Source organism: Kribbella sp. NPDC023972, assembly GCF_040639075.1.
Classification (GTDB): domain Bacteria; phylum Actinomycetota; class Actinomycetes; order Propionibacteriales; family Kribbellaceae; genus Kribbella.
Genome location: NZ_JBEZZH010000004.1, coordinates 686,835 through 710,688, shown reverse-complemented (window position 1 = coordinate 710,688; position 23,854 = coordinate 686,835). Strand labels below are relative to the sequence as shown.

Annotated in this window: 20 protein-coding genes; 7 read left to right on the top strand and 13 right to left on the bottom strand. The window is 68.2% G+C overall.

Annotated elements, in window-relative coordinates; translation table 11 throughout:
* Window positions 1-98 precede the first annotated feature (98 nt).
* Window positions 99-815: an SDR family NAD(P)-dependent oxidoreductase gene (locus AB0F43_RS20535; RefSeq protein ID WP_360478782.1), complete on the bottom strand. Its 717-nt coding sequence runs from the start codon at window positions 813-815 to the stop codon at window positions 99-101.
* Window positions 812-1,891 (bottom strand): histidinol-phosphate transaminase, encoded by a 1,080-nt coding sequence (hisC, locus tag AB0F43_RS20530; RefSeq protein ID WP_360478779.1) that lies wholly within the window; start codon window positions 1,889-1,891, stop codon window positions 812-814. The genes AB0F43_RS20535 and hisC overlap by 4 nt, the downstream gene beginning before the upstream one ends.
* Before the next feature lie 282 nt (window positions 1,892-2,173).
* Here hisC and AB0F43_RS20525 point away from each other — a divergent pair, with 282 nt between their 5' ends.
* Window positions 2,174-3,214, top strand: a complete 1,041-nt coding sequence (locus tag AB0F43_RS20525; RefSeq protein ID WP_360478776.1) for an arginine deiminase-related protein — start codon at window positions 2,174-2,176, stop codon at window positions 3,212-3,214.
* Window positions 3,215-3,461: 247 nt separating this feature from the next.
* Here the strand turns inward: AB0F43_RS20525 and AB0F43_RS20520 are convergent, their stop codons facing one another.
* Complete coding sequence (locus tag AB0F43_RS20520) at window positions 3,462-4,064, bottom strand: PEGA domain-containing protein (RefSeq protein ID WP_360478773.1); 603 nt, start codon at window positions 4,062-4,064, stop codon at window positions 3,462-3,464.
* Window positions 4,065-4,079: 15 nt separating this feature from the next.
* Complete coding sequence (locus AB0F43_RS20515) at window positions 4,080-5,642, bottom strand: phage tail tip lysozyme (RefSeq protein WP_360478770.1); 1,563 nt, start codon at window positions 5,640-5,642, stop codon at window positions 4,080-4,082.
* A 180-nt stretch (window positions 5,643-5,822) separates the two neighbouring features.
* Between AB0F43_RS20515 and AB0F43_RS20510 the strand changes: the two genes are divergently transcribed.
* Window positions 5,823-6,491: a GntR family transcriptional regulator gene (locus AB0F43_RS20510; RefSeq protein WP_360478768.1), complete on the top strand. Its 669-nt coding sequence runs from the start codon at window positions 5,823-5,825 to the stop codon at window positions 6,489-6,491.
* A 78-nt stretch (window positions 6,492-6,569) separates the two neighbouring features.
* On the opposite strand, the gene AB0F43_RS20505 is transcribed toward AB0F43_RS20510, so the two are convergent.
* From AB0F43_RS20505 to AB0F43_RS20470, 8 genes are all read right to left on the bottom strand, one after another.
* Entirely contained in the window at window positions 6,570-8,609 is a 2,040-nt protein-coding gene (locus AB0F43_RS20505) for a hypothetical protein (RefSeq protein ID WP_360478765.1), read from the bottom strand.
* Window positions 8,606-9,820: an enolase C-terminal domain-like protein gene (locus AB0F43_RS20500; protein ID WP_360478762.1), complete on the bottom strand. Its 1,215-nt coding sequence runs from the start codon at window positions 9,818-9,820 to the stop codon at window positions 8,606-8,608. Before AB0F43_RS20500 ends, AB0F43_RS20505 begins: the two co-directional genes overlap by 4 nt.
* Window positions 9,817-10,665 carry an SDR family oxidoreductase gene (locus tag AB0F43_RS20495; protein WP_360478759.1) on the bottom strand — a complete coding sequence of 283 codons (849 nt, stop codon included), beginning with the start codon at window positions 10,663-10,665 and terminating at the stop codon, window positions 9,817-9,819. The genes AB0F43_RS20500 and AB0F43_RS20495 overlap by 4 nt, the downstream gene beginning before the upstream one ends.
* A gap of 96 nt (window positions 10,666-10,761) precedes the next feature.
* A complete protein-coding gene (locus AB0F43_RS20490; RefSeq protein WP_360478756.1) occupies window positions 10,762-11,586 on the bottom strand; it encodes a carbohydrate ABC transporter permease in 825 nt (274 codons plus the stop codon).
* Complete coding sequence (locus AB0F43_RS20485) at window positions 11,583-12,512, bottom strand: sugar ABC transporter permease (protein ID WP_360478753.1); 930 nt, start codon at window positions 12,510-12,512, stop codon at window positions 11,583-11,585. Before AB0F43_RS20485 ends, AB0F43_RS20490 begins: the two co-directional genes overlap by 4 nt.
* Entirely contained in the window at window positions 12,509-13,801 is a 1,293-nt protein-coding gene (locus tag AB0F43_RS20480; RefSeq protein WP_360478750.1) for an extracellular solute-binding protein, read from the bottom strand. Before AB0F43_RS20480 ends, AB0F43_RS20485 begins: the two co-directional genes overlap by 4 nt.
* An 11-nt stretch (window positions 13,802-13,812) precedes the next feature.
* Window positions 13,813-14,520, bottom strand: coding sequence for an FCD domain-containing protein (locus AB0F43_RS20475; RefSeq protein ID WP_360478747.1), 708 nt, complete (start codon window positions 14,518-14,520; stop codon window positions 13,813-13,815).
* A complete protein-coding gene (locus tag AB0F43_RS20470) occupies window positions 14,517-15,686 on the bottom strand; it encodes a DUF4185 domain-containing protein (protein ID WP_360478744.1) in 1,170 nt (389 codons plus the stop codon). Before AB0F43_RS20470 ends, AB0F43_RS20475 begins: the two co-directional genes overlap by 4 nt.
* A gap of 220 nt (window positions 15,687-15,906) precedes the next feature.
* Here AB0F43_RS20470 and AB0F43_RS20465 point away from each other — a divergent pair, with 220 nt between their 5' ends.
* On the top strand, window positions 15,907-16,296 hold the full coding sequence (locus tag AB0F43_RS20465) for a phage holin family protein (RefSeq protein ID WP_360478741.1): 390 nt from the start codon (window positions 15,907-15,909) through the stop codon (window positions 16,294-16,296).
* Between the two features lie 2 nt (window positions 16,297-16,298).
* A complete protein-coding gene (locus AB0F43_RS20460; protein WP_360478738.1) occupies window positions 16,299-16,730 on the top strand; it encodes a low molecular weight protein-tyrosine-phosphatase in 432 nt (143 codons plus the stop codon).
* On the opposite strand, the gene AB0F43_RS20455 is transcribed toward AB0F43_RS20460, so the two are convergent.
* Window positions 16,727-17,938 (bottom strand): pyrophosphate--fructose-6-phosphate 1-phosphotransferase, encoded by a 1,212-nt coding sequence (locus AB0F43_RS20455; RefSeq protein WP_360478735.1) that lies wholly within the window; start codon window positions 17,936-17,938, stop codon window positions 16,727-16,729. The two genes, AB0F43_RS20460 and AB0F43_RS20455, sit on opposite strands and share 4 nt — an antisense overlap.
* A 195-nt stretch (window positions 17,939-18,133) precedes the next feature.
* On the opposite strand from AB0F43_RS20455, the gene AB0F43_RS20450 reads away from it, so the two are divergent.
* Genes AB0F43_RS20450 through AB0F43_RS20440 form a run of 3 tightly spaced genes read left to right on the top strand, consistent with a single transcriptional unit; the run spans window position 18,134 to window position 23,806 of the window.
* Window positions 18,134-21,007 (top strand): ATP-binding protein, encoded by a 2,874-nt coding sequence (locus AB0F43_RS20450; RefSeq protein WP_360478732.1) that lies wholly within the window; start codon window positions 18,134-18,136, stop codon window positions 21,005-21,007.
* Between the two features lie 10 nt (window positions 21,008-21,017).
* Window positions 21,018-21,395, top strand: a complete 378-nt coding sequence (locus AB0F43_RS20445) for a response regulator (protein WP_360478729.1) — start codon at window positions 21,018-21,020, stop codon at window positions 21,393-21,395.
* Entirely contained in the window at window positions 21,392-23,806 is a 2,415-nt protein-coding gene (locus AB0F43_RS20440; protein WP_360478726.1) for a diguanylate cyclase, read from the top strand. Before AB0F43_RS20445 ends, AB0F43_RS20440 begins: the two co-directional genes overlap by 4 nt.
* Window positions 23,807-23,854 lie beyond the last annotated feature (48 nt).

Genomic DNA, 23,854 nt, shown 5'->3' with positions numbered 1-23,854 from the left:
TCTCGATGTGGTTCCATCGTGGCCTTTGCTCCAGTGCGGCGAGGTGCCGTGCCGAGTGCCGCGCAGTAGGCGAGGGACCGTCAGACACGGCCTAGGGCCTAGAGGTTTCTCAGGTCGATGCAGGCGCCGTTCGGGAGCTCTCGCTCCAGCAGCGACCAGATGCCGGCGGCAGCCTCGGCCGGGGTGCTGAGCGCGCCGGTCTCCTTGAGCTGATGAAAGCGTCCGACCGTTGGGAAATCCTGCTCACTCGTAGCGCGGATCTCGGTCTGCATCGCGGTGTCGACGACCCCCGGTGCCACCGCGATCACCCGGCAGCCGTCACGCGTCTCCTGCTCGGCGCCGACTGTGCGGACCCAGTGCTCGACGGCCGCCTTTCCCGCGTTGTACGACGACCATCCGGCGTACGCCGTCCTGGCGGCACCGGACGACAGCATCACCAAGTGGCGCTCACACGTCAGGCCGGCTGTCGCCTGGAGGAAGGCTCGCCCGAGGACCTGTGGTGCCGCGGAGTTCAGCAGGACCGCGCGGGTGTACTCGGCCCCGTCGACCCCGGCCGCCGGACCGATCGGTGTGATCGTCCCGGCGTTGTGGATGAACACCACCCGATCACCGTCGTACCCGGCCAGCTCTTCCTGAAAGTGCCGCTCAACCCGCGCCCAGTCAGCCGGGTCCGAGAGGTCGGCCTTGAGGTGTTCCGCGGGTCCACCGCCGCGCCGTGACACGTCGATGACGCGTGCGTCGGCGTACGGCACCGCCGCGACCAGCGCCGCCCCGATCCCGGCCGACGCTCCCGAGATCCAGACCAGCGAGCTCACTTGCGCCAGGCGCGCGCGACCGACAGGAACAGGTCGTTCGCCTCGCGTTCACCGATGGTGACCCGGGCCCCATCACCCGGGAATGGGCGAACCGACACCCCCTCGGCCTGAACCGCCTCGGAGAACGCAACGGTGTCGTCGCCGAGCGGCATCCAGACGAAGTTCGCGTGCGTCTCCGGCACGTCCCAGCCGGCCGCATGCAGTTCATCGACCACTCGGGTCCGCTCGGTCACCAGCGCTTCGACCCGCTCGAGCAGCTCCTCCTCCGCGGCCAGCGACGCGATCGCGGCCGCCTGCGCGATGTGGCTGACACCGAACGGCAACGCACACTTGCGGATCGCCGCCGCCACCGGCGGGTGCGCGACGGCGTACCCGACCCGGAAGCCGGCCAGCCCGTACGCCTTGGAGAAGGTCCGCAGTACGACGACGTTCGGCCGGTCCCGGTACACGTCGATCCCGTCGATGACCTCGGGCTCACGGACGAACTCGCGGTAGGCCTCGTCGATCACGACGAGCACGTTCGACGGTACGGCGTCCAGGAACGCGAGCAGCTCCTCCCGTCGTACCACCGGTCCGGTCGGGTTGTTCGGCGTACACACGAGCACGACCTTGGTCCGCTCGGTGAGCGCGGCCTCCATCGCCTTGAAGTCGTGCCGCGCGTCGTCGGTCAGCGGCACCTGGACCGATGTCGCCCCGGTCAGCTGGACGGCGATCGGGTATGCCTCGAACGAGCGCCACGCATAGACGACCTCGTCACCCTCGGCGCAGGAGGCCTGCAGCAGGTGGTACAGCAGCGCGACGGACCCGGTCGCGACGGCGAGGTCACTCGTCGGCACCCCGAACCGCGCCGACAGCGCCTCGAGCAGGTCGACCGCACCCATGTCCGGGTAGCGGTTCATCTGCGCCGCGGCCTCGGTCGCGGCGGCGAGCACGTTCGGCAGCGGCGGGTACGGGTTCTCGTTGCTGGACAACTTGTACGTCGGCCGGCCGTCGGTCCGGGCGGGCGGACGACCGGGCTTGTAGGCCGCCACATCGTCCAGGCACGCGCGGAACCGAACCACATCCTCTGCGCTCATGCCTGCACCTCGCTCGCGCTCGGTTCCGGCATGAGCGCGATGGCGGCAGTGTCTCTTGTTCGCTCGCTTCGCTCGCTCATGTCCGCAGGCTAGCTCCAACCCCACGCCCGAACCACCCTCCCGGACGTGGCCTGCCCCACCCCCGACGCGACGTTTGACTCGCGGCAATCCGGCCTGCAAACTGACTGATTGTCGGACAATCAGGGGATCCGTCAATGGATCTCAAAGCACCGCGCCCCTCGCTTCGCTCGGGCGCGGGTCGGGAAGAGGAGCCAAGGGTTCATGGGTCAGCCGCTGGAGTGGGGTCGCCGGTATCTGATGGTCCGCCCGGACCACTTCCGGATCGACTACGTGATCAACCCGTACATGTCGACCCAGGACCAGCCCGACCCCGAGCTCACGCTGAAGCAGTGGGACTCGCTGCGGCAGGCGATCGTCGACGCCGGCGGTGAGGTCGAGGTGCTCGCACAGCGGCCGGACTCGCCGGACATGGTGTACGCGATGAACCTCGGCCTGGCCACCGCGGACGGCCGGGCAATGCTCTCGCACATGCGGTTCGAGCCGCGGCGGAAGGAATCGCCGACCGCGGCCGACTGGTTCACCGGGCACGGATTCACCCTCGCGCGACCCGGGTCGGACGGCGTCGGGCCGCATTTCGAGTCGGGGGACGCGTTCGTTTTCGGCGACAGCCTGGTCGTCGGCTACGGGCCGCGCACCGACGCGGAGGCCCTCAAGCACCTGGCGACCGAGTGGGGCGTCCGGGTCCGCGGGCTGCGGATCACGCACGAGGGGATGTACCACCTCGACCTGCCGTTCTGCCCGGTGGACAGCACCCACGCGATGATCTACCCGCTGGCGTTCGACGCGGCGAGCCAGGGGGAACTGTTCGGCATCGTGCCGGACCCGATCGTGCTCACCGACGAGGAGGCGTTCGCGTTCAGCGGCAACTCGATCGTGGTGAACGAGACGATCATCATGCCGGCGTGCTCCCCCCGCCTGCACGACATCCTCACCGGCCTCGGCCTGCGAGTCGTCGTCCTCGACCTCACCGAATTCCACAAAGCCGGCGGCTCCGCCCGCTGCCTCACCAACCCCTTGGACTTCAACCTCACCCCGACCACGACTCCCGGCGGCGAACTCATCCTCCCCGCCTGTACAGCCGGAGGTCGTCCAAGTCGTCGCGCATCCGGATCCGGACGGCGTTTGTCAGGCGGGGCGGGCGGTGCCTTGTCTCGCCCCCTGTCCTTCCTCTTCGAGTTTACTCGTTTCAGGACGATGGGCCGGTGGGTTATCCACAGGTCCCTGGGCCGGGCGATCAGCTGAGCTGCTTTCCGGAAGATCACTGCCAGCCAGCGCAAACTATGTTCCGGAAACCAGCGGATCGGCCGACGCCGATGCCCCTGGCTGAAGCCGATGCCCTCCGGCCGAAGCCGCTGACCGCCACGCCGGAGTCGGCGCGCGCAGGCCGAAGCCGGTGGGTCACCAGGCCGGCTTCACAGTGCTTGCGCGCTGCGGCGTCTGCGCCGAAGCAGCCGGCCAGCCACCGCCGGCGACAACCCCGGCGGCTGGGCTACTTGGTGTAGATGAGTTCCAGGGTTTCGGGTTTGTAGCCGTGGCCGGTGAGCCATTCGAGGGCTTTCTTCTTCCCTTCGGAGTCGGTGATCTTGATGTAGAAGGCGAGGACCTCGGGGTCGCCGCGGTGGGCCTGGGAGACACCTTGGTTCACGGTGAAGCCGGGGCCGATGTACGGCAGTTCCTGGAGGATCGGGTACTTCGCCTGCAGCCGGCGGTTGCGCTCGTCGAAACGCCGGCCGGCCTCGGCCTCGGCCTCGAGCTGCTCGTTCGGGTGCTCCTTCTCCCAGGTCCGGCCCTCGGCGCTGTTCGAGAACAGGAACATCTTGTAGCTGGAGTCCTCCCTGACCTCGACCGTCTGGGTGTAGGTCTCGAACCCACGCCGCTCGCCGGTGAGGGTGTGCTTGCCTTCCTGCACCTTGACCTCGCCGTTGGCCGGGATCTGCTTGCCGTCCAGGGTGAGGGTGAGGTCATTGGGGATCGACTTCACGGTCAGCGTGTGCTCCGGGTTGCCGCGGAACGCCAGATATCCGCCGAGCAGGATCAGCGCGACCACGACGACCGTGCCACTGAGCACGAACAGCCGCCTGTTGTCGTCCATCGGTCCTGAACTCCTTTACTTCTTGATCCGGGCCACCGTGTAGTGCCCGCGGTCGTCGCTGAAGTACACGTGTGACGCTTCCGGCACATGACCGCCCAAAGATGCCGACGCCGCGTTGTACGTCTTCCCGTCGCCACCCTCGTAGTTGCCCGTGTAGAGGTACGTGTGACCGTCGATGATGAAGATGTCGCCGCGCCGAAGCTGGCCCTCGTGGTCGAGATTGTCATAGATCTCGTACTTCCCCGAACTGCGCAGGTAGTCCATCTGGGCGGTCGTCCCGCGCCGGGCGTAGTCCTTGTCGACACCGCTCATCACCATCACCGTCGCCACGAACACACCGCAGTCGGTCAGCGGGTTTTCACCGGTCGACCCGTTGTACTTCTTCTGCGCGTCGGCGTACCCGGGCTTCGGGTCGAAGCCGTGACCGGGGGTGTCCCAGGCCAACTGGAGCGCGGTCTTGACGATGTCGCCGTTGCCGGCGCCACAGCCGCCGGACGACGCAGAGCCGCCGAAGGTGTCCAGCACCTCCCGCGCCGCGGTCTTGCGCTGGGCGTAGCGCTCGTGGTTGGGGTTGTCGGAGCCGAGGAAGCGCTCGTAGTACTGGCCGAAGGCGACCGCGGCGGCCTCGACGGTCTTCGTCCGTTTCAGCATGTCGCCGGCATGCTTCTCCGGGATCGGACCCTTGCCGTCGAGTTGTTTCTTCAGGAACTCCAGCTGGTACTCGAGCGACCCGATGACGGCGTCGTCGACACCGGCCGCACGGGACGGCGTGATCATCTTGCCGGCCGGGGTCCACTGGACGATGCCCCAGCCGCCCGAGAACTCGATCACGTCGGAGGGGTTGGTGACCAGGCCGGGCGGGGTGCCCTCCTTCCGGCCGGGCTCGACGCCGGACTCGTGGATCATGTTGCCGACGATTCCGGCCGCCTGCTCCTCGGAGTATCCGTTCGAGGCGAAGTAGTTGAACGCCTTCTGCTGGTTGTTCGACCCGACCAGGTCATTGCAGCCGCAGCCGCCGTCGGTCTCCTCGGCATCGTCACCGAAGGTGTTGTCCTCGGGATCGGGGTCGACCGCCTCGAGGTCTCCGCCGTCCTTCTTGACCCACAGCTCGAAGTGCAGGTGATCGCCGCTCAGCCCCGGGCTGGCCTCGCTGCCGGAGCCAGAGGTGCCGATCTGCTCACCGCGCTTGACGTCCTGGTCGACCCGGACGGTGATGTCCTTGAAGAACTTGTAGCGGGTCTCCACACCGTCGGCGTGCCGGATCCTGATCTGGTTGTCCGAGGTGGAGACGACCTTGCCGTCCTCGGCCGCGTAGACCTTGCTGCCCTCGTCGACGTCGAAGTCGATGCCGCGGTGCGGGCTCCGGCCTCGGCCAACGGTCTCCGACCAGTCCTGGTCGATCTCGTGCCGGTCGGTGGGCCAGGCGAATGCCTTGCCCTCGCTCTGGCTAGGCACGCACTCGGCCGCCGAGGACAAGCCGGCCAGGCCGCCGACGATCAGGGCGACCACGACGATCAGGGGCAGGACCAGCACCAGCATGACGCCGCCGACGATCGGCAGTGCTTTGCTGTCACCCACGTCGGCTCCTCGCTGGCTCCGTGGCCCTCCACGCCGGATCGTGGAGAGGGGCGGCCACTGGGAAAATGCTGCCCGAAAACCAGGTCATTATGTCGGGAGTTATCCACAGGCCGGGCGTCCGGTGGGTGTCAACACCGGGTCGCACGCGACAACGGACCTTGACTGGACGAGAATCTCACCATGTACGAACGGCTGCGGGTGGACCGCTCGACCACGGTGGACCGGGTGGTCGACGCGCTGCGTGCCGCCCTCTTCGCCGGCGACCTCGAACCAGGTACGCCGTTACGCGAGCAGCCGCTGGCCGAGGCGCTGGGTGTTGCCCGGAGCACCGTTCGCGAGGCGATGACCATGCTGGTCACCGAAGGGCTCGCGATCCGGGAGCCGAACAAGGGCGTCAGTGTCGCGATCCTGCGCCCGGAGGCGGTGGCGGACATCTGCCGGGCCCGGTTCGTGCTGGAGTCGGCCGGCATCCGGGCCTGGTTCGACGCCGACGAGGCCGCCCGGGAGCGGGTCCGGGAGGCGATGCGAACGTTCGCCGCGACCGCCAAGGACGGCGCCGATCCGGAGGCGATGACCGAGACGCACCTCGCCATCCACCGGAGCCTGGTCGCGCTGACCGGCAGCGAGCGGCTGATCGCCACCGCGGACTCGATCACCGGCGAGGCGAGACTGGCACTGGCCCGGGTGGACGCCCTCCGCCAGGACGCCCGCCAGCAGGTCGCCTCGCACCGCAAGCTCGTCCGCCTGCTGGAGCGCGGCGAGCTCGACCAGTGCGTCGAAGAGCTCCGCCACCACCTGGCCGGCGCGCAGGAGTCGCTCCTCGAAGCCATCTCCATGCCCCACGGCTGAGTGGGGTTGCCCACTGGGATCGGGGGTTGCCCCTCGAGATTCTGAGGGGGCAACCCCCGATCTCGAGGGCAACCGCCGCTACGCTTCGGCTACCCCATCGGCGGTGATGTCGTAACTGCGGGAGCCGACGCGGAGACCGGTGAGGCGGGCATCGGGGTCCAGTGCGCTGACCTGCGGGTTCGCGGTGACTGTGCCGTCCAGAGCGACCTCCACCCCGAAGACGCCTTCCAGGATGAGGCTGACCCAGGAGCCGGACGACGAGCAGGACCAGTCGATCAGGTACGGGAACTGCGGCGGCGACTTCCGTGCACCACCGGCCATCAACGGCGCCGCCTCCTCGACGAAGTGCGCCTGTCCACACGGCCCTTGGTTCGCCGAGCGCGCCAGGCCAGGCAGCCAGTCCAGTACGACATCGCCACGCCCGAGTGCGAACAACGCCCGGCCGGCGTCGGCCGGCCAAGCCGGGTAGGCACCGTTCCACTGGTGATCCGGCCGCACGCTGAAGGCAGCGTCGGCGTCGTACGGCGAGAGCGCGCGCATCCACGTGGGCGTCTGGAGCTCCCGCTGGAAGAAGTCGACCATCTCGGCCCGCTGCTCCGGCGACAGGTCCGACGCCATCGTCGTACCCACGATGTTGAAGTCGTAGCAGTGCCGCACCGGGACAAGTGAGCCGTCCGGCTGCCGGGCGTGCCAGAAGCCGGCGCCCTCGATGTAGAGCTCGTTGACGTGACCGGCCTGCTCGTCAGCCTCCTTGCGCAGCAACTCCGCACGATCGTCGTCTCCCGAGCGGGCAGCGAGCTCGGCTGCGACCCGGAGGCACCACACGTTGGCGGCGTTGAAGCTGGCCACCTCGTGCACGTAGCTGCTGACGCATTCCAGCAGGTTGTCGATACCGCCGTAGTCCGCGAGCGCGTGGTCACCACGCAGCCCACGCCAGGCTGTGGCCCAGTCGTGCAGGTGCTCGGACACCGGCTTGGGCCCGACTGATGCAGCCAAGAAACCGGAGTCCCCGGTGAAGCGAACGTAGTCGCGCACGAGCCTCGTCATGGCGAAGTCATTGACCGAGTACCAGTAGCCGACCGGTCCACCCGTCAGCCACTCGGTCCCGAAGTGCTTGTGGATGTCGAGGTCGATCCAGTGCTCGATGTGCTTGCGCATCGGTTCCGGGTCGAGCAGCGCGTGGGTCAGCGACGAGAGACTGTAGTCCCAGATGAACGTCGTGGTCTGCCAGTACCGCGGCATCAACGTGTCGTACGTCCGGCCGAGCACACTGGCCGGGTTGTCCCGCCGGAACCAGATCACCCCGAGCACGCCCCACCAGTACAGCTTCCGCAGCGCCTCGTTCGACGTCTCCAGGATCGGCAACGACCCGCTGAAGCCGTCACCCGCCGGATCGAACGCGTCCGCCAGCGCCTTGTCCCAGGCCTGCTCGGCCGCGACGAACACACCCGGTACGTCGGCCACACACGCGTCGAAGTGGTTCGTCGCGTCGGCCAGGCCCCCAGTCAGCACGTGCACATACCCAACCCGCGCACGCCCCGAGCCATCCAGCACAACAGTTGCCTCAAGCATCGACCGGTCAACAGTCGACGGTACGTCGAGACCCTGCAAGCTGACCGCGGATCCGGACTCACCCGTGCCGACAACCCGATTGTCGACAATCGTCAGCTCATTCGGCTCCGACGGCGGCTCCGGCTTCAACCACCCGCTCGCCGAGCGAGTCGCCGTACTGGCCAGTGCGAACCCCAGCCGCACCGAGCGCCCCGGCGTACCGGTGACCTCCAGCTGTACGACGACCGCCGGGCGACCCGGCGCGCACGCGGTGGTCGTGCGCAACGTCAGACCGTCCACCACCGTCGACCGCACCACACAGTCCGGCCGCCACACCACGTCGACGACACCGCCGTACGAGCGGGCCAGCCGGCCGTCGACGTACAGCTGGCCGGTGATGCAGTCGCCGTGCGAGTACGGCGGGAAGTTCACGCTGCGGATCGCGAACACGTCCAGGTCAACCTGTGCGGTGCCGAGGAAGTTGGTCAGCCCGGGCGGGTTGAACATGTCGTCGTACGTGTGGCTCAGGACATCGCTGGCGAGGTCAGCGCTGGACGGGATCGTCATACAGGGTTGGCCCAATCGGTGTTCGGCAGCAGCGGATACCAGTCCGGTCTGGACGGGTCCCGGTCATAGGGATAGGGGCCGAGCTCGCGGAACAGTTCGGCGTACTCGGCGAGTTTGTCGCGGTCCAGCTCGACGCCGAGCCCGGGTCCGTCCGGTACGGCGATCGCACCGCCGTCGTACGGAATCTTGCCGCCGGCAATGATGTCGTCGCGCAGGTGGTGGTAGTGCGCATCGGCGGCGAAGGACAGGTTCGGTACGACGGCGCCCAGGTGCAGCATCGTGGCCAGCTGGATGCCGAGCTCACCCGAGGAGTGCACGGCAACACCGAGCTGGAACGTCTCGCAGACGCCGGCCGCCTTGATACACGGGCGGATACCACCCCAGAAGGTGGTGTCGAGCAGGATCACGTCGACGGCGGGGTCGCGGACGTTGGCGGCGAGTTGCTCGAAGTTCACCACCACGGTGTTGGTGGCGAGTGGGATCGAGGTCTTCTCGCGGACCCGGCGCATCCCGTTCAGGCCCCAGGTCGGGTCCTCGAGGTAGTCGTTGTCGAGATCCTCGATCCCCCGGGCGAACCGGATCGCCTCCTCGACACCGAAGGCGCCGTTCGGGTCGAACCGCACCCGATGCCCGGGGAACGCCTCGGCCAGCGCCCGGAAACACTCACGCTCGTAGTCCGGTGGGAACACGCCGCCCTTCAGCTTGTGCACGCTGAACCCGTGCTCGTCGACGAGCGCACGCGCGTGCTTGACCAACTGCTCGGCAGTCCTGATCTCACCGGTCCCATCCTCAGCCGGATGGCGGAAGAACAAGTAGCTCGCGAATGGCACCCGGGAGCGGACCTTGCCACCGAGCAGCTCGTGCACCGGTACGCCGAGATTCCTGCCATGCAGGTCGAGACAGGCGAACTCGACCGCGGCGAGCAACTGGGTCCGGTTGTTGTAGAGACTGGCGGTTGGGTTGGCGAGCATCCAGCGCAGCGCCTCGGTCCGGGCCGGATCGTGGCCGACCAGATAGGGCTTCAGCCCGGTCACCGCGGCCTCGGCGCTCTGCCCGCCGCCGCCCATCTCACCCAGGCCGATCAGCCCGTTGTCCGCCTCGACCTCGATCACCGTCCGCACGAAGCGGCCCCAGTGCGCGCCGTTGCTGTGCCGCAGCGGCGCCTCCAGCGGCACCGTCACGGTGGTAGCGCGGACATCGACGATTTTCACTTCTGATCCTCCGGCAGTACGACGGCCAGCCCGGCGGTCAGCCCACCGTCGACCTTCACATCGGCCCCGGTGACAAACGCCGCCGCCGGTGACGCGAGAAAGTGGATGACCTCGGCAACTTCTCCCGGTGTCGCCACCCGGCCGAGCGGGTGCGACCGTCCCCACTCCGCGACCACCTCGTCCGTCGGCCGGCCAGCACCGAACTGGGCGGCCGACGTCCGCAGCATCGGAGTGTCGACGGACCCCGGGCAGACCGCGTTCACCCGAATCCCATCGGGAGCGTGGTCCACCGCCATCGCCCGGACGAGCGACAGCAGCGCACCCTTCCCCATCGCGTACGCCGCCACACTCTTCTGAGCCGCATACGCCTGCACCGACGCGACGACCACCACGCTGCCACCCCGCGGGATGAGTGGCACGAACGCCTGGCAGGCAAAGAAGACACCACCGACGTTGACCGCCATCACCTCGTCGTACACCGAGGCAGGTGTGTCGACCACAGTGCCGTAGCGCTGAATGCCGGCAGCACAGACCAATGCGTCGACGCCACGCGGCTCGTCGCCGGCGGCGCCCTCTTCCGCGCTGTCGCCCACCGGGCGCTCATGCATAAGCACCTCCCGCACCTGCGCGGCCGCCGCAGCGAGTGCAGCGCGGTCGGCGACGTCGACGGGAAGGCCGGTCACCTGACTGCCCAGCTCGGCCTCCAGAGCGCCGAGGGCCTCGGCGTCCCGGTCGAGGACGAAGACCCGGTCGCCCGCCTGGACGAAGCGCTCGACGGCACCTCGGCCGATGCCGGCGGCGCCGCCGGTGACAACCACCGTGTGGGTGCCGGACGCCCAGGCCATCACAATTGCCCGTTCCTGGAGGTCCCCCGACGGCGGTTCCGGGCGGGAGCCAATTGTGATGGTCTGGCGATCCGTTCTTCCGACATCTGCGTCCTTTCAGAACTGCCCCAGGGCCAGGCCCCGGGAGAAGAAGCGTTGGGCGGCGAGGAAGAGCACGACGGTGGGCAGCGAGACCAGCAGGCCGCCGGCGAGTACGGTCGGCAGCGCGGCGCCGCCGTACGTGCTCTGCAGGCCGGTCAGGGCCGGCATGATCGGGCGGACCGACTCGGACTGGCTCAGCGTCAGGCCGAGCAGCAGGTCGTTCCAGACGAAGGTGGCCTGCAGGATGAAGATCGCCGCCAGCGCGGCCCCGGCCATCGGCAGGTAGATGCTGCGGAAGATCCGGAACAGCCCGCCGCCGTCGACCACCGCGGCCTCGAACACGCTGCGCGCGATCCCGGTGAAGAAGTTGCGCATCACGAACGCCGAGAACGGCACGCTGATCGCGGTGTAGACGATGATCATCCCGGTGCGGGTGTCGTAGAGGCCGGAGTCGGCATACCCGGAGAACAGCGGCATCAGCACCATCTGCAGCGGGAAGATCGTGCCGCCGAAGATGAAGATGAACCACAGGAACCCGTACCGCAGCCGCAGTACGACGATCGCGTACCCGGCGGCCGCACCGATCAGCACCGCGATCACCGGCGACACGACGCTGTAGAGCGTCGTCGCCACCAGGGTGTCACCCAGCGCGGCCTTCTCCCAGGCCTCGGCGAAGTTGCCGAGCAGCGAGAAGCCGGCCGGTTTCCACACCGTCGCCGCGTCGTACCCGTCGACGGGCTTGGACGCGTTCACGATCAGCAGGTAGACGGGCGCCAGCCAGATCAGTCCCAGGACGACGAGCACCGCCGTACGGATCGGACCGGAAGACGTCTTGTTCATCGCGATTCCCCCAGCTGATACCGCAGGTAGAGGATCGAGGCGGCAAACGTGACCAGGCTCAGGAACAACGCGATCGCCGAGCCTTGACCGTAGTCGTTCAGCACGAACGTCTCCTTGTACATCGAGAGCGCCAGAGTCTCCGACGACGTACCCGGACCTCCCTGCGTCATCACCCAGACGACGTCGAAGGTCTTCAGGCTTCCGACGATGGACAGCCCGATGACGACGGTAGTGATGGGTCGAAGCTGTGGCCACAGCTGGTGCAGGAAGAGTCGGAAGCCCTCAGCGCCGTCCAGCCGGGCCGCCTCCAGCGGCTCGGCCGGGATGGACTGCAGCCCGACCACGAACAGCAGGGCGTTCACACCGGCCGCCTGCCAGGTCACGGCCACGATCATCATCAGCGTGTTGCCCGGCCCGGCCTGCAGCCAGCCGGTGTGCTCACCAGGCAGCCCGAAGAAGCCAAGTGCCTGGCCGAGCGCACCGTCCGGCTGCAGCACGAACCCCCAGATGACACCGACGGCCACACCGGAGATCGCGTACGGCAGGAGGAACGGAAGCCGCAACCATGTCCCCCACTGGTGCCCGTACGTCAGTACGGCGACCAGCAGCCCGAGCACAACCGGGAGCGTGACCATGCCGACGACCCACAGCAGCGTGTTGACCAGCGCACCCACCAGGTCTGGGTCGCTGAACATCGCCTTGTAGTTGGCCAGCCCGGACCACTCCGGTGAGGCCAAGCCGTCGTAGTCGGTGAAGCTGACGTACGTCGTCCACAGGAAGGGCAGGTAGAGCAGCAGAGCGACCACAGCCGCGGCGGGCAGCCCGAACAGCGACGCGACGCGAGCACCGGTCCGCGCGGACGCCTTGGCCCGCACCGAGCCGGCCCGCTGCTTGACAGGGGCCGGCTGCTGGATGGTGGAGGTCACTTCTGCTTGGCCCAGTACGCGTCCGCCTCGGCCTGGATCTTCTGCAGGCCCGGCATCGGATCGCCCGGCTTGGTGACGAACGCGCCGAACACCTCGAGCGCCTTGTTCGCGACCGGGACCGGCGTCGCCTCGAACCAGCGATTGATCAGCCGGTAATTGGCACTGCCATCGCCGCCGACATCCTTGTTCAATGCGGCCAGGCTCGGGTCCTTGACCTCGGCCTTCGGGTTGAAGGACAGGTCGCCGCGGGAGTTCGCCCAGGCGGTCTGCGCCTGCGGGGTGACCCACCACTCGGTCCACTTCTTGACCGTGGAGGAGTGCTCGCTCTGAGCCGCCGAGCACACCGGGCCGGTCTCGAAGATCATCGAGGTCTTCGGCAGGGACGCGTTCACGTTCGGGATGACGAAGAAGTCGTAGTCGGTGCCGGCCTTCATCTTCAGCGTGTTCAGGTTGCCGCTGAACCAGGTGCCGAAGTTGATCATCGCGACGTCGCCGTTCTTCAGCTGCGCCTGCGGCTCGGTCTTCGCGCCCGGGTCGCTGAAGTAGCCGGCGTCGATCATCTTCTTCCAGTCGTTCATCACCTCGACCACACCCGGGTCGGTGTACTTCGCCTTGCCCGCCGCGAGCGCGTCGTACAGGTCCGGGTCCTTGCCGGCCAACAGGGTCTCGAACCAGACGAAGCTGAACAGGATGTTGGTCTGGTAGAACGGCTTCACCCCGGCCGCCTTGACCTTGTCGGCGACCGCGAGCAGCTCCGGCCAGGTCTTCGGGGTCTGGGTGATCCCGGCCTTCTTGAAGACGGCCTTGTTGTAGTACATCACCCAGTAGCCCGCGAGCAGCGGGAGGCAGTACTGCTTGTCGTCGTAGGTGAAATACTGCTTCAACTGCTCCGGTATGTTGCCATCAGCAACCGCTTTGGTCCACTGATCGGTGGTCTCGGCGACCAGCTTCTGGTCGACCAGGTCCTCCAGCTCCTTGCCGGTGTGCCAGGTGAACAGGTCCGCCTTCTCCTTGGTCCGGAACGACGACCGGATGAACGCGGTGTAGGTGTTGGAGTCGGAGTACCCGACCGGCTCCATCCCGACGCCGATGTCCTTCTTGCTGGCCGCGCCGACCTGGGCGAAGGCATCCTTCCAGCCGCCCTTGTCGTTGTAGAACTTCAGCGAGTCGACCGGTTTGTCCTCACTCTTGGCGGCTTCCGTGCCGCCACCGCCCCCGCAGGCGGACAGCACGAGCGCGCCGGCCACCGCCAGAGCGGTCAATGCCTTCCGGTTGGTGATGCGTTGCATGGTGCGTCCTCTCAGCTTTGCTGAAGTCGGTTGTTGATGACGGCAAGGACTCCGTCCAGATGTTCGCGGGTGAGGCGCTCGGCCAGTTCCGCGTCGCCGGCCAGTACGGCGGCGTGGATGGCCCGGTGCTCGTCCAGGTCGGTTTGCCGGTCGCCGTGGATGTGCAGGATCTCCAGCTGCTCGCGGACGTTGACGACGGTGACGGACTCGACCACCTCGGCCAGCGTCGCGTTCCCCGACGCCTGCGCGAGGGAGCGGTGGAAGTCCATGTTGATCTCGGCCAGCTGGGCGTGGTCGCCGGCCGCGATCAGCTCGGCCGCTGCGGTCAGGTCCTTGTCCATCCGTTCCAGCGCCGCCTCGGACCGAACGCGCGCGGCCAGGGCGGCGACCGGCGGTTCGATCAGGGCGCGGGCTTGCAGCAGCTCGATCAGCCGGTCGGATGACGGCGTGGGCGCGAGCGGGTTGGCCAGAACCAGCCGGCCGATGTGCGGGCCGACGTACACACCGGACCCGTGCCGCAACTCGACGGCCCCGGTGGCCTCCAACCGCCGGAGCGCTTCCCGGACCGTCGGTACGGCGACCTTGAACCGGTCGGCCAAGGACCGGACCGACTCGAACTGATCACCGGCGGACAACTTCCGGTCGGCGATCAACGCCAGCATCGACGAGGCGAGGTCGTCGAGCAGGCTCCGCCGTACGACGCCACCCGACGTACTCATCGCGCTGCCGCCAGGGTGACGGCGACGAAGCGGGGGCGGTAGATGCTCACGTCGGCGTACAGGTCGTTGTTGGCGTCGAGGCTGTTGACGTTGTAGCTGACCAGAAGTGTGTTGCCGACACGGCGGTCCGGGTGGTCGTGGGAGTTGTACGTGATGATGTTGGCGTTCTCGTAGCTGCCGTCCGCACCAGTCTCCGGCGTCTGGTAAAGCTCGACCGGCTTGACGAACGGGCCGGTCGGCGAGCAGGAGAAGTATCCGAGGACGCGCTTGCTGAACAGCTCGGTGGTGTCGTGCGTGACCAGCACATAGCCGTCACGCCACCGCGTCACGCTGTGCTCGTTGGCGACACCCTCCAGCACGCGTGCCGAGTCGGTCTCGTCCGCTGACCAGCCGCTGCCGGTCCAGTACTCCCATGGATTCGCGGTCAGGTCGTCCCCGCGGACCCGGGCCACGTGCTGGTACTTCGATGCACCGAGATCCTCGACGCCGTAGATGTAGGTGTAGTCGCCGTCCCGCTGCAGCCACGCCGACCACTGCACGTTGGCGGCCGACGGCATCGGGATGAGCTTGCGGAGCTTCAGAGTCGTGCTGTCGAAGCGGGCGAGGTGGTTGCTGTGCCAGCGCCAGTCCCACTGCCCCGGACCGGTCTTCTCGAACCGCAAAGCGACGACATCGAGATTGCGACCCGCATTGCTGGTCTGCGCCGCACCGAACCAGTACCAGCCGTTGGCGGGCGGCGTCACGAGTGCCGTCGGGTTGGCCGGCGTACCTCCGGTGACGGTCTTCACCGAGCTGCCGCGCTGGACGACGAAGGAGTTGTTGATGAACGGTGTGGTGGTCGGACGGCTGCCGTCGGGGTTCACCGGGCCGAGGAACGTGTCGGAGAAGATCCACACCGTGCGGCCGCCGGAGAGCTTGACCGAGTTGGTGGTGTCGCCACCGGTCCAGCCCTTGCCGGTGTCGCTGTAGGCATTGAGCAAGCCCTCCGGATCGGCGTGCGGCTTCGCCTGAGCCGTCCAATTGGTCCGTACGGCGTCGCACTCGGCTACGCCGGCCGCGTCGGGCTCGGCCGCTTGGGCGGCCGGCACGCCGGCGGCGACCAGTGCGAGTGCGGCGGCAACGACGCCGAGTCGTCGTGTGACTGGCTGTGACTTGTTGGCTCCCACGCTGGTCCCCTCCGGCAATCATTCACCTCACGAGTGAAAATGATCAGATCACTTGGTCATTACCGTGTCAAGAGTGAGCACCTTGAGAACCCACCACCCACTTTCGGCGCCGCGAAATGGTCGGTGGGGCCTCAAGGTCGGCCGGTGTCAAGGTCGGATCAGGCGCGGCCGGGGTGGCGGAGCGGCTTGGCGCTACCGGTCGGATGGGAGGATCGACGGCATGAAGAACTTGATCATCAAGCTGCTCGCCAACGCGGTCGCGCTGGCGATCGCGGCCTGGCTCATCAGCGGGATCACCCTCCAGGGCGCGACCACCGGCCGGCGGATCCTCACCCTGCTGATCGTGGCCGCGATCTTCGGGCTGGTGAACGCGGTGGTGAAGCCGATCGTCAAGCTGCTGTCGCTGCCGTTCATCATCCTGACGCTCGGGTTGCTGATCTTCGTCATCAACGCGGTGATGCTGCTGCTCACCTCGTGGATCACCGGGAAGCTGGACGTCCAGTTCCACGTGGACGGCTTCTGGCCGGCCGCGCTGCTCGGGTCACTGGTGATCACAGTCGTCGGCATGGTGCTGAACGCCGTACTCCCGGACGAGGCGGAGATCCGCTGACCATGCGGAGAGTGGAGATCGTCTGCAGCGGGAACATCTGCCGGTCGCCGATCGGCGAGGTGGTGCTGCGCGCGAAGCTGGCCGAAGCCGGGATCGACGACGTGGTCGTCACCAGCTCAGGGACCGGCGGGTGGCATGTCGGCGACCCGATGGATCCGCGGGCCGCGGCGGCGTTACGCAGGCGGGGGTACGACGGCAGCGCGCACCGGGCGCAGCAGTTCCGCGCCGCCTGGTTCGCCGAGCGGGAGCTCGTCCTCGCGATGGACTCCGGCCACCTGTCCGACCTGACCGGGCGCGGCGGTACGGTCCAGTTGTTCGCCGATGTCGACGTACCGGATCCGTACTACGGCGAGGACGACGGGTTCGACGAGGTCCTCGACCAGATCGAGAAGGCGGCCGACGTGTGGGTCGGCCGCCTCCGCACGTTGAGTTAGTCCTGGCCGAGCTCGGCCTTCAGCGCGACGAACCAGTCGACGCCCGGGTCGAACTCCTTGCCGCCGGCGATCCGCGGGAACTCGATCGCGCGCAGCTCGTCGCCGCGCTCCTCGTCGTGGCCGACCACACCGCTCTCACCACGCAGTGCGGCGTCGACCGCGTAGTCGGTGCACTCCTTGATCAGCGCGAGATCGCGGTCGTTGGCCGCGGCCGAGCGGCTGAAGTACCCGCTCTTCTGCACCATCGTCTTGTCCGCGCCGATCCGCTCGGCAAACTGCTTGGCGAACCACGCACCCGGGTTGATGGTGTCCAGCTTCACGTGCCCGAACGGGTCCCGGCCGACCTCCTCGCCGCGGGCCTCCAGCTCGGCGACGATCGACTCGACCCCGGCCCCCTCGGACAGGAAGATGTTCACGCAGTCGGTCTCGTCCATCACCTTGCGCAGCCGGTCCGCCTCGGCGTCCAGGTCGATCGTTGCCTCCGGCACGTAGACCGCGTGCACGTCCCAGCCGGCCGCGTCCAGGCCGATGCCCGGGTTCCACTCCTGCTGCTTCCACCAGTCGCGGTACGCCTGAGCCGTTGCCGCGGTCAACCATCCGCAGTTGCGCCCCATCACTTCGTGGACGATCAGCATCCGCGGGTTCGAGGAGTGCTCGGCGATGATGTTGCGGGCGTACAGCGCGCCCTGCTCGGCCGCCGTCCAGGCACCCAGGCTCTGCCGGATCGGGATCACGTCGTTGTCGATCGTCTTCGGCAGGCCGACCACGGTCAGGTCGTAGTCGTGCTCGTGCAGGTACGCCGCCAGGTCCGCGGCGGTGGTGTTGGTGTCGTCACCGCCGATGGTGTGCAGTACGTCGACACCGTCCGCGACCAGCCGCTCGGCCGCGACCTGGAGCGCGTTCTGGCCGTCGGCGATCAGGCCGCGCTTCACGAGGTCCGCGGTGTTGGTCAACTTGACCCGGCTGTTTCCGATCGGGCTGCCGCCGAACCTGTGCAGCAGCGCGGCCTTCTCCCGCACCTCGGGAGTGACCTCGAGATGGCGGCCGCTGAGCAGGCCGTGGTAGCCGTTCAGGTAGGCGATGATCTCCACGTCGGGCGCCACCTCGGTGTAGCGCTCGATCAGCCCGCCGACGGCGGACGACAGGCAGGGCGCGAGCCCGCCGGCGGTGAGCAGGGCAACTCTGCGGACAGACTTGTCGGCAGCCATGGGTCAGGGTCCTTCCGAACGTCGCTGAAGTCGCCCTCAGACTAGTGATGCAGACCACTCTCAGGACTGGTTGGGGTTCATCCTGCGGACAGCGCGCAGCAGAACTCGCCTTCGACCACTACGGTTCGGGCACGGAGCGTGTCAAGATAGCCACGAATAGCATCATTCGCGCGACACGTCCGCACGGGGGCGGAGATGGTCGTACAGGGATTCTCTGAATGGAAGATCTTCCGTTTCACCGCCGTCGGCTGCGCCGTGGTCGCGATGGCACTGATCCTGGTGAGCGTCGTAGGCGACGTGGTCGGCGCTCGCGGTACCCGCGCCGTGAGCGACAGCGGTCTGGTCGTCTTCTCCGGGCTGGCAGCGGTGACGTGCTTCCGTGCTGCCAGGGCGAGGACTCGCCAGCGGTTGCCCTGGCTGCTGCTGGCCGTCGCGGCGAGCTCCTACACGGTCGGCAACACGATCTGGTTCTACTACCAGGTCCTCTCGCCCGAGACGCAGACCTTTCCGGGCCCGGCCGACATCTTCTACGTCGCGCTGGTGCCGTTCGTCGTGGCGGGGATGCTCGCGCTGCCGCGCCAAAGCCTGTCGGCAGCGGGCCGTGCTCGTGCGGTGGCGGATGGACTGATCATGGCGGCGGCGTTGCTGTTCGTCAGCTGGATCCTCGTGGTAGGGCCGCTGTTCGACCAGCTCGGCACGGCGAGCCCGCTCTACCTGCTCGTCTACCTGTACTACCCGCTCAGCGACATCGTGGTCATCTCCATCGCGGGTGTCATGGCACTGCGCGCCACGGGCGCGGAACGGTTGCCGCTGCTGCTCGTGGCTGTGGGGTTCATCGCGATCGGCTCCGCCGACACCGGCATCGGGTATTTGGCGCTGCAGGGCGAGGATGCTGCAGGCAGCGGGTTCGACGTGGGATGGACCGTCGGGTACATGCTGCTCGCGCTGGCGGCCCTGGTTCCGGTCGCACAACCAGCGCGCAGACACCGCGCCGCCGCCGATCCGCGGGCGCTGAGCCGCGAATTGCTTCCCTACGTGCCCGTGACCGTCGTTCTGGTCATCATCGCCGCGTCGCCGGACCGGCTGACTGATGGCCGGTTGGTCATCATCCTGGTCAGCCTCACGATGCTACTGGTGGTGCGTCACCTGCTGACGTTGGCCGACAACGTCGGGCTCACCCGTGATCTGGAGAACCGGGTACAGCAGCGGACGCGCGAGCTGGAACGGCTGACCGGCCAGCACCAGTCGATTCTGGACAGCGCCGGTGAGGGCATCATCGGCCTTGACCGGACCAGCAGTGTCACGTTCGCGAACCCGGCCGCCGGGGAGATCGTCGGCCGTCCGGCCGAGGAGCTCGTGGGGTCGGTGCTGCAGCAGGTGTTGCGCCTGTACGACGGCGCGGGTGCCGAGGTCCCGGAGGCCGACCACCCGGTGACAGCCGCGATGGCCGAGGGCCGGGTCCAGACGCTGACCGATGCGGTCCACCGGCGACTCGACGGTGCCGAGGTCCCGATCGAGCTCACAGTGACACCCAGACGGGACGCGGGCGAGGTCACGGGAGCGGTGGTGCTGTTCCGCGACGTGACCGAGCAGCGGGCGCTGGACAAAATGAAGGACGAGTTCGTCTCGGTGGTCAGTCACGAGCTGAGGACGCCGCTCACCTCGGTGCGCGGTGCCCTCGGGCTGCTGCAGGGCGGTCTGCTGGCTGACGCACCGCCGAAGGCGCAACGGATGATCACCATCGCCGTGGAGTCGACTGACCGGCTGATCCGGCTGATCAACGACATCCTCGACGTCGAACGTATCGCGGCCGGCAGCCTTGCAGCGAACAGGCGGGAGTGCTCGGCCGATGAGCTGGTCGAGCGCGCCGTCGGGGAGATGCGCGGGTTGGCGCTCCAGTCCGACGTGACGCTGGACAAGTCCACCTCGAGCGGTCGGTTCCACGCCGATCCTGACCGGATCGTGCAGATGTTGACGAATCTGATCGGTAATGCGATCAAGTTCTCGCCCCCTGGTGGCACGGTCCGGATCTCCGCGGTGAAGCAGGCCGGCTCGGTGCTGTTCACGGTGAGCGACGAAGGTCGTGGCATCCCGGCCGATCAGCTCGAGGCGGTCTTCGGCAGGTTCGTCCAGATCGACTCGGCCGACACCCGGGACCAGGGTGGCACGGGGCTGGGGCTGGCGATCTGCCGCGGCATCGTCGAGCTGCACGGCGGCCGGATCTGGGCCGAGAGCACGCCCGGCCGGGGCGCCACCTTCAAGGTCATGCTTCCCGCCGCACCAGATGGCGTGGACTCGGAGGTAGGACCTGAGCGTACGCCGGAGGCGACCGTGCTCGTCTACGAAACCGACCCCCGGGCCCGCAGCGTGATCTGCCGGGTGCTGACCAACCAGGGGTACCGGGTGATCGTCGCCGACTCCGCCGAACAGGCCGTGTCAGAGGCCGCGGCCCACGCGCCCGCGGCCATCGCCATGGACCTCGCCCGGCCGGGAGCCGGAGCCTGGGATGCGTTCGGCGCCCTGCGAGCCGATGAGCGGACCCGCGATGTGCCCATCGTGGCTCTCGGCGGCAGCGACAAGGATGCTCCACCGGTCGACGTGAGCGCATGGCTCACAGGACCACTCGACGTCGGCGAGCTGCTGGCGGCGCTCGATCGCGCCGTGCACGGCCTCGGCGACCGTCCCCGCATCCTGCTCGTGGAGGACGACCCGAGCCTCGGGGCGATCATGCGCGCCCTGTTCGGCCGGCACGGGGTCCAAGCTCGCCAGGCCCTGAACGGCCGCGAGGCGCTGGAGATGTGCCGCGACGTCCCGCCGGATCTGATCCTGCTCGACCTGCTGCTACCGGATGTCGACGGGTTCGCACTGGCGAAGGAGCTGAACGCCGGCCCGGACCTCAAGCACATACCTCTCGTCGTCTACAGCGCTCTCGAGCTCGACGACGACGACCGCGCCAGGCTCGGGGTGGATCCCGACCAGTGCTTCACCAAGGCGAGCACGCGACCGGAAGAGGTCGAACGCCGCGTGCTCGACCTGCTCGACCACCTGATCACCGGCGCTGCTCGATGAAGGGAAAACGATGACGGCCCGAATCCTCATCGTCGATGACGACGAAGCGATCCGTGAGGTCGCGCAGACCACCCTGGAGCTGATCGGCGGCTGGCAGGTGGACTGTGCGTCCAGCGGTGCCGAGGCGCTCACCATCGCGACGCAGAACCCGCCGGACGCGATCCTGCTGGACGTGATGATGCCGACGATGGACGGTCCCACCACTTTCGGCCACCTGCAGGCCGATCCGCGGACCCGGTCGATACCCGTCGTGTTGCTGACCGCCAAGGTCCAGGGGCCGGAACGACGGCAATGGGACAGTCTCGGCGTCGCGGGCGTCCTCGCCAAACCGTTCGACCCGATGACGCTGCCCGAAGCGGTGGCCAAGCTGCTCGGATGGGACCGATGAGCCGGCCACCGACGGGGAGCGACGACGCAACCGACGTTCGCCAACGGCTCGCCGTCATCCACGAGCGGGCGCGCAACGCGTTCGCCAACAATGTGGCGACGCTGGAAGGCGCTGTCGGGGCCCTTGCCGACGGCACACTTCCCGAGACCCAGCGCCGCGATGCCGAACACGCCGCGCATCGCCTGGCCGGCTCCGCCGGGACGTTCGGGTTCCCCGATGCCACCGTGCTGGCCCGCGAGCTCGAGGAATCGTTCGCCACAGATCCGGGCCCCGCGGCCGCGCGCGTCCTCGCCGTCCGGGTGGAAGCGCTGCGCCGAAGTCTCCTCGACGAGACGGCAGCGGACGCGCGCACACAGACGCAGCAGCGCAAACCGATCATCGCCGTGCACGTCGATCCGCAGACGGAATCGACGATTCGTGACGCCGCCCAGGCTCGCGGCGTCGAGGTCACGAACGACGTGTTGGACGGCGGCGCCGATGCGGCCATCGTCGACCTCGGACGCAGAGAGGCGGCGAGCATCGTACGCGACTACGCGGAGCGGCTACCGCCGGTGCCGGTGGTCGCACTCGGCGACGCGACGTCGCTGTCCGACCGGCTGCTCGGAACCGGCGCCGGCGCCTCCGTCGTCGTACGACGCGAGCAGTCCGGACCTGCGCTGATCGACACGGCCGAATCCCTGGCCGAGCGTCGCCGGCGCGACAAGTTCCGTGTTCTCGCCGTCGACGACGACGACGCGATCCTGATCGCGGTTTCGGAAGTGCTGGCCGGCGACGGCTACGAGGTCTCGACGCTCGGCGACGCACGCGGCTTCTGGGAGGCGCTGGAGCAGACCAGGCCCGATCTCCTCGTCCTCGATCTGGACATGCCCCACGTGAACGGGGCCGAGCTGTGCCGGGTGGTGCGTGCCGACCCACGCTGGTCCGGGCTGCCTGTGCTCTTCCTCACTGCCCACACCGATCCGCCGGCTGTCGAGGGCGTGTTCGCGGCCGGCGCCGACGACTACCTGGCCAAGCCCTTCGGTCCGTCGGAGCTCCGGGCCCGCATCCGCAACCGCCTCGAGCGCGTTCGGCTCTTCCGCGAGCTCGCCGACACCGACCCACTGACCGGACTCGCGAACCGGCGCCGGATGGAGGAAGCATTCGAAGGCCTGCGCCAGTTGGCCTACCAGCACCGGCAGCCCCTCTCGCTGGCGCTCCTCGACCTCGACCACTTCAAACGCGTCAACGACGAACACGGCCACAGTGCGGGCGACATCGTCCTTCGGCGGCTCGCCCGTCAGCTCACCGGCGAGTTCCGCGGCGAGGACATCGTTGCCCGCTGGGGCGGAGAGGAGATCGCCGTACTGGCCTTCGGCATGTCCCGTGCCGAATGCGTGCGCCGCATGCGGCAGATCCTCGAAACGTTCGGGTCCACTCCCATCGACATCCCCGACGACGGCCCCTTGCACGTGACCTTCAGCGCCGGTGTCGCCGAGCTTGCCACGGACGGGAGCGATCTCGGCGGGCTGGTGCGCTCCGCCGACGCCGCGCTCTATGGCGCGAAGCGGGCTGGAAGAGCGCGGGTGGCGGCCGCGGCCGGGGCGGAGTCCACCCCCGCAGGCACGCCGGCTGACGCCCCGGACCGTCTCGACCACGCCGACATCCGGTCGTACTACAGCACGATGACCGAAACCGACCGTCTGATCGCCACCGGGCACGGCCGCCTCGAGTATGTGCGCACCACCGAACTACTGACCGCTCACCTTCCTCCGCCGCCGGCCAGGGTGCTCGACATCGGTGGCGCCACCGGCATCTACGCCCGCTGGCTGGCCGGACTCGGCTACCAGGTCCACCTCGTTGACATCGTCCCCGAGCACGTCACCGCGGCTCTGTCGAAGTCTCCCGAGCTCACAGCCGCAGTCGGCGACGCCCGGCACCTCGATGAGCCGGACAGCAGCGCCGACGCGGTACTGCTTCTCGGCCCCCTCTACCATCTGCTCCAGCACTACGACCGCGTCACAGCCCTTCGGGAGGCGCGCCGTGTACTGCGGCCCGGCGGCATAGTCGCGGCCGCCGTCATCAGCCGACACGCCGCACTGCTCGCGGCCGCAAGCCGGGGAACCCTCGACTCCTGGCAGCGCGACCTCGCCATGGCCACCCTGGCCAACGGGCGGCACGATACGCGGCTCGGCTTCACCGCCGCCTACTTCCACACCCCCGACGAGGCTGTCGCCGAAGGCCAGGACGCCGGCTTCCACGACGTGACTATCCACGCCATCGAAGGGCCGATGTGGGCAGCACTCAAGACCAGCACCAACCCGTCGACCACCAACGACCTGCTCGAGAGTGCCCTCGTCTGCGCCCGAGCGATCGAGCAGGATGACGCACTGCTCGCCGCAAGCGCCCACCTCCTCATCGTCGGCCACACCTGATCTGCCGCCACCGCGGGCGTAACCGGGGTCGGTGCGCACCGACCCTGC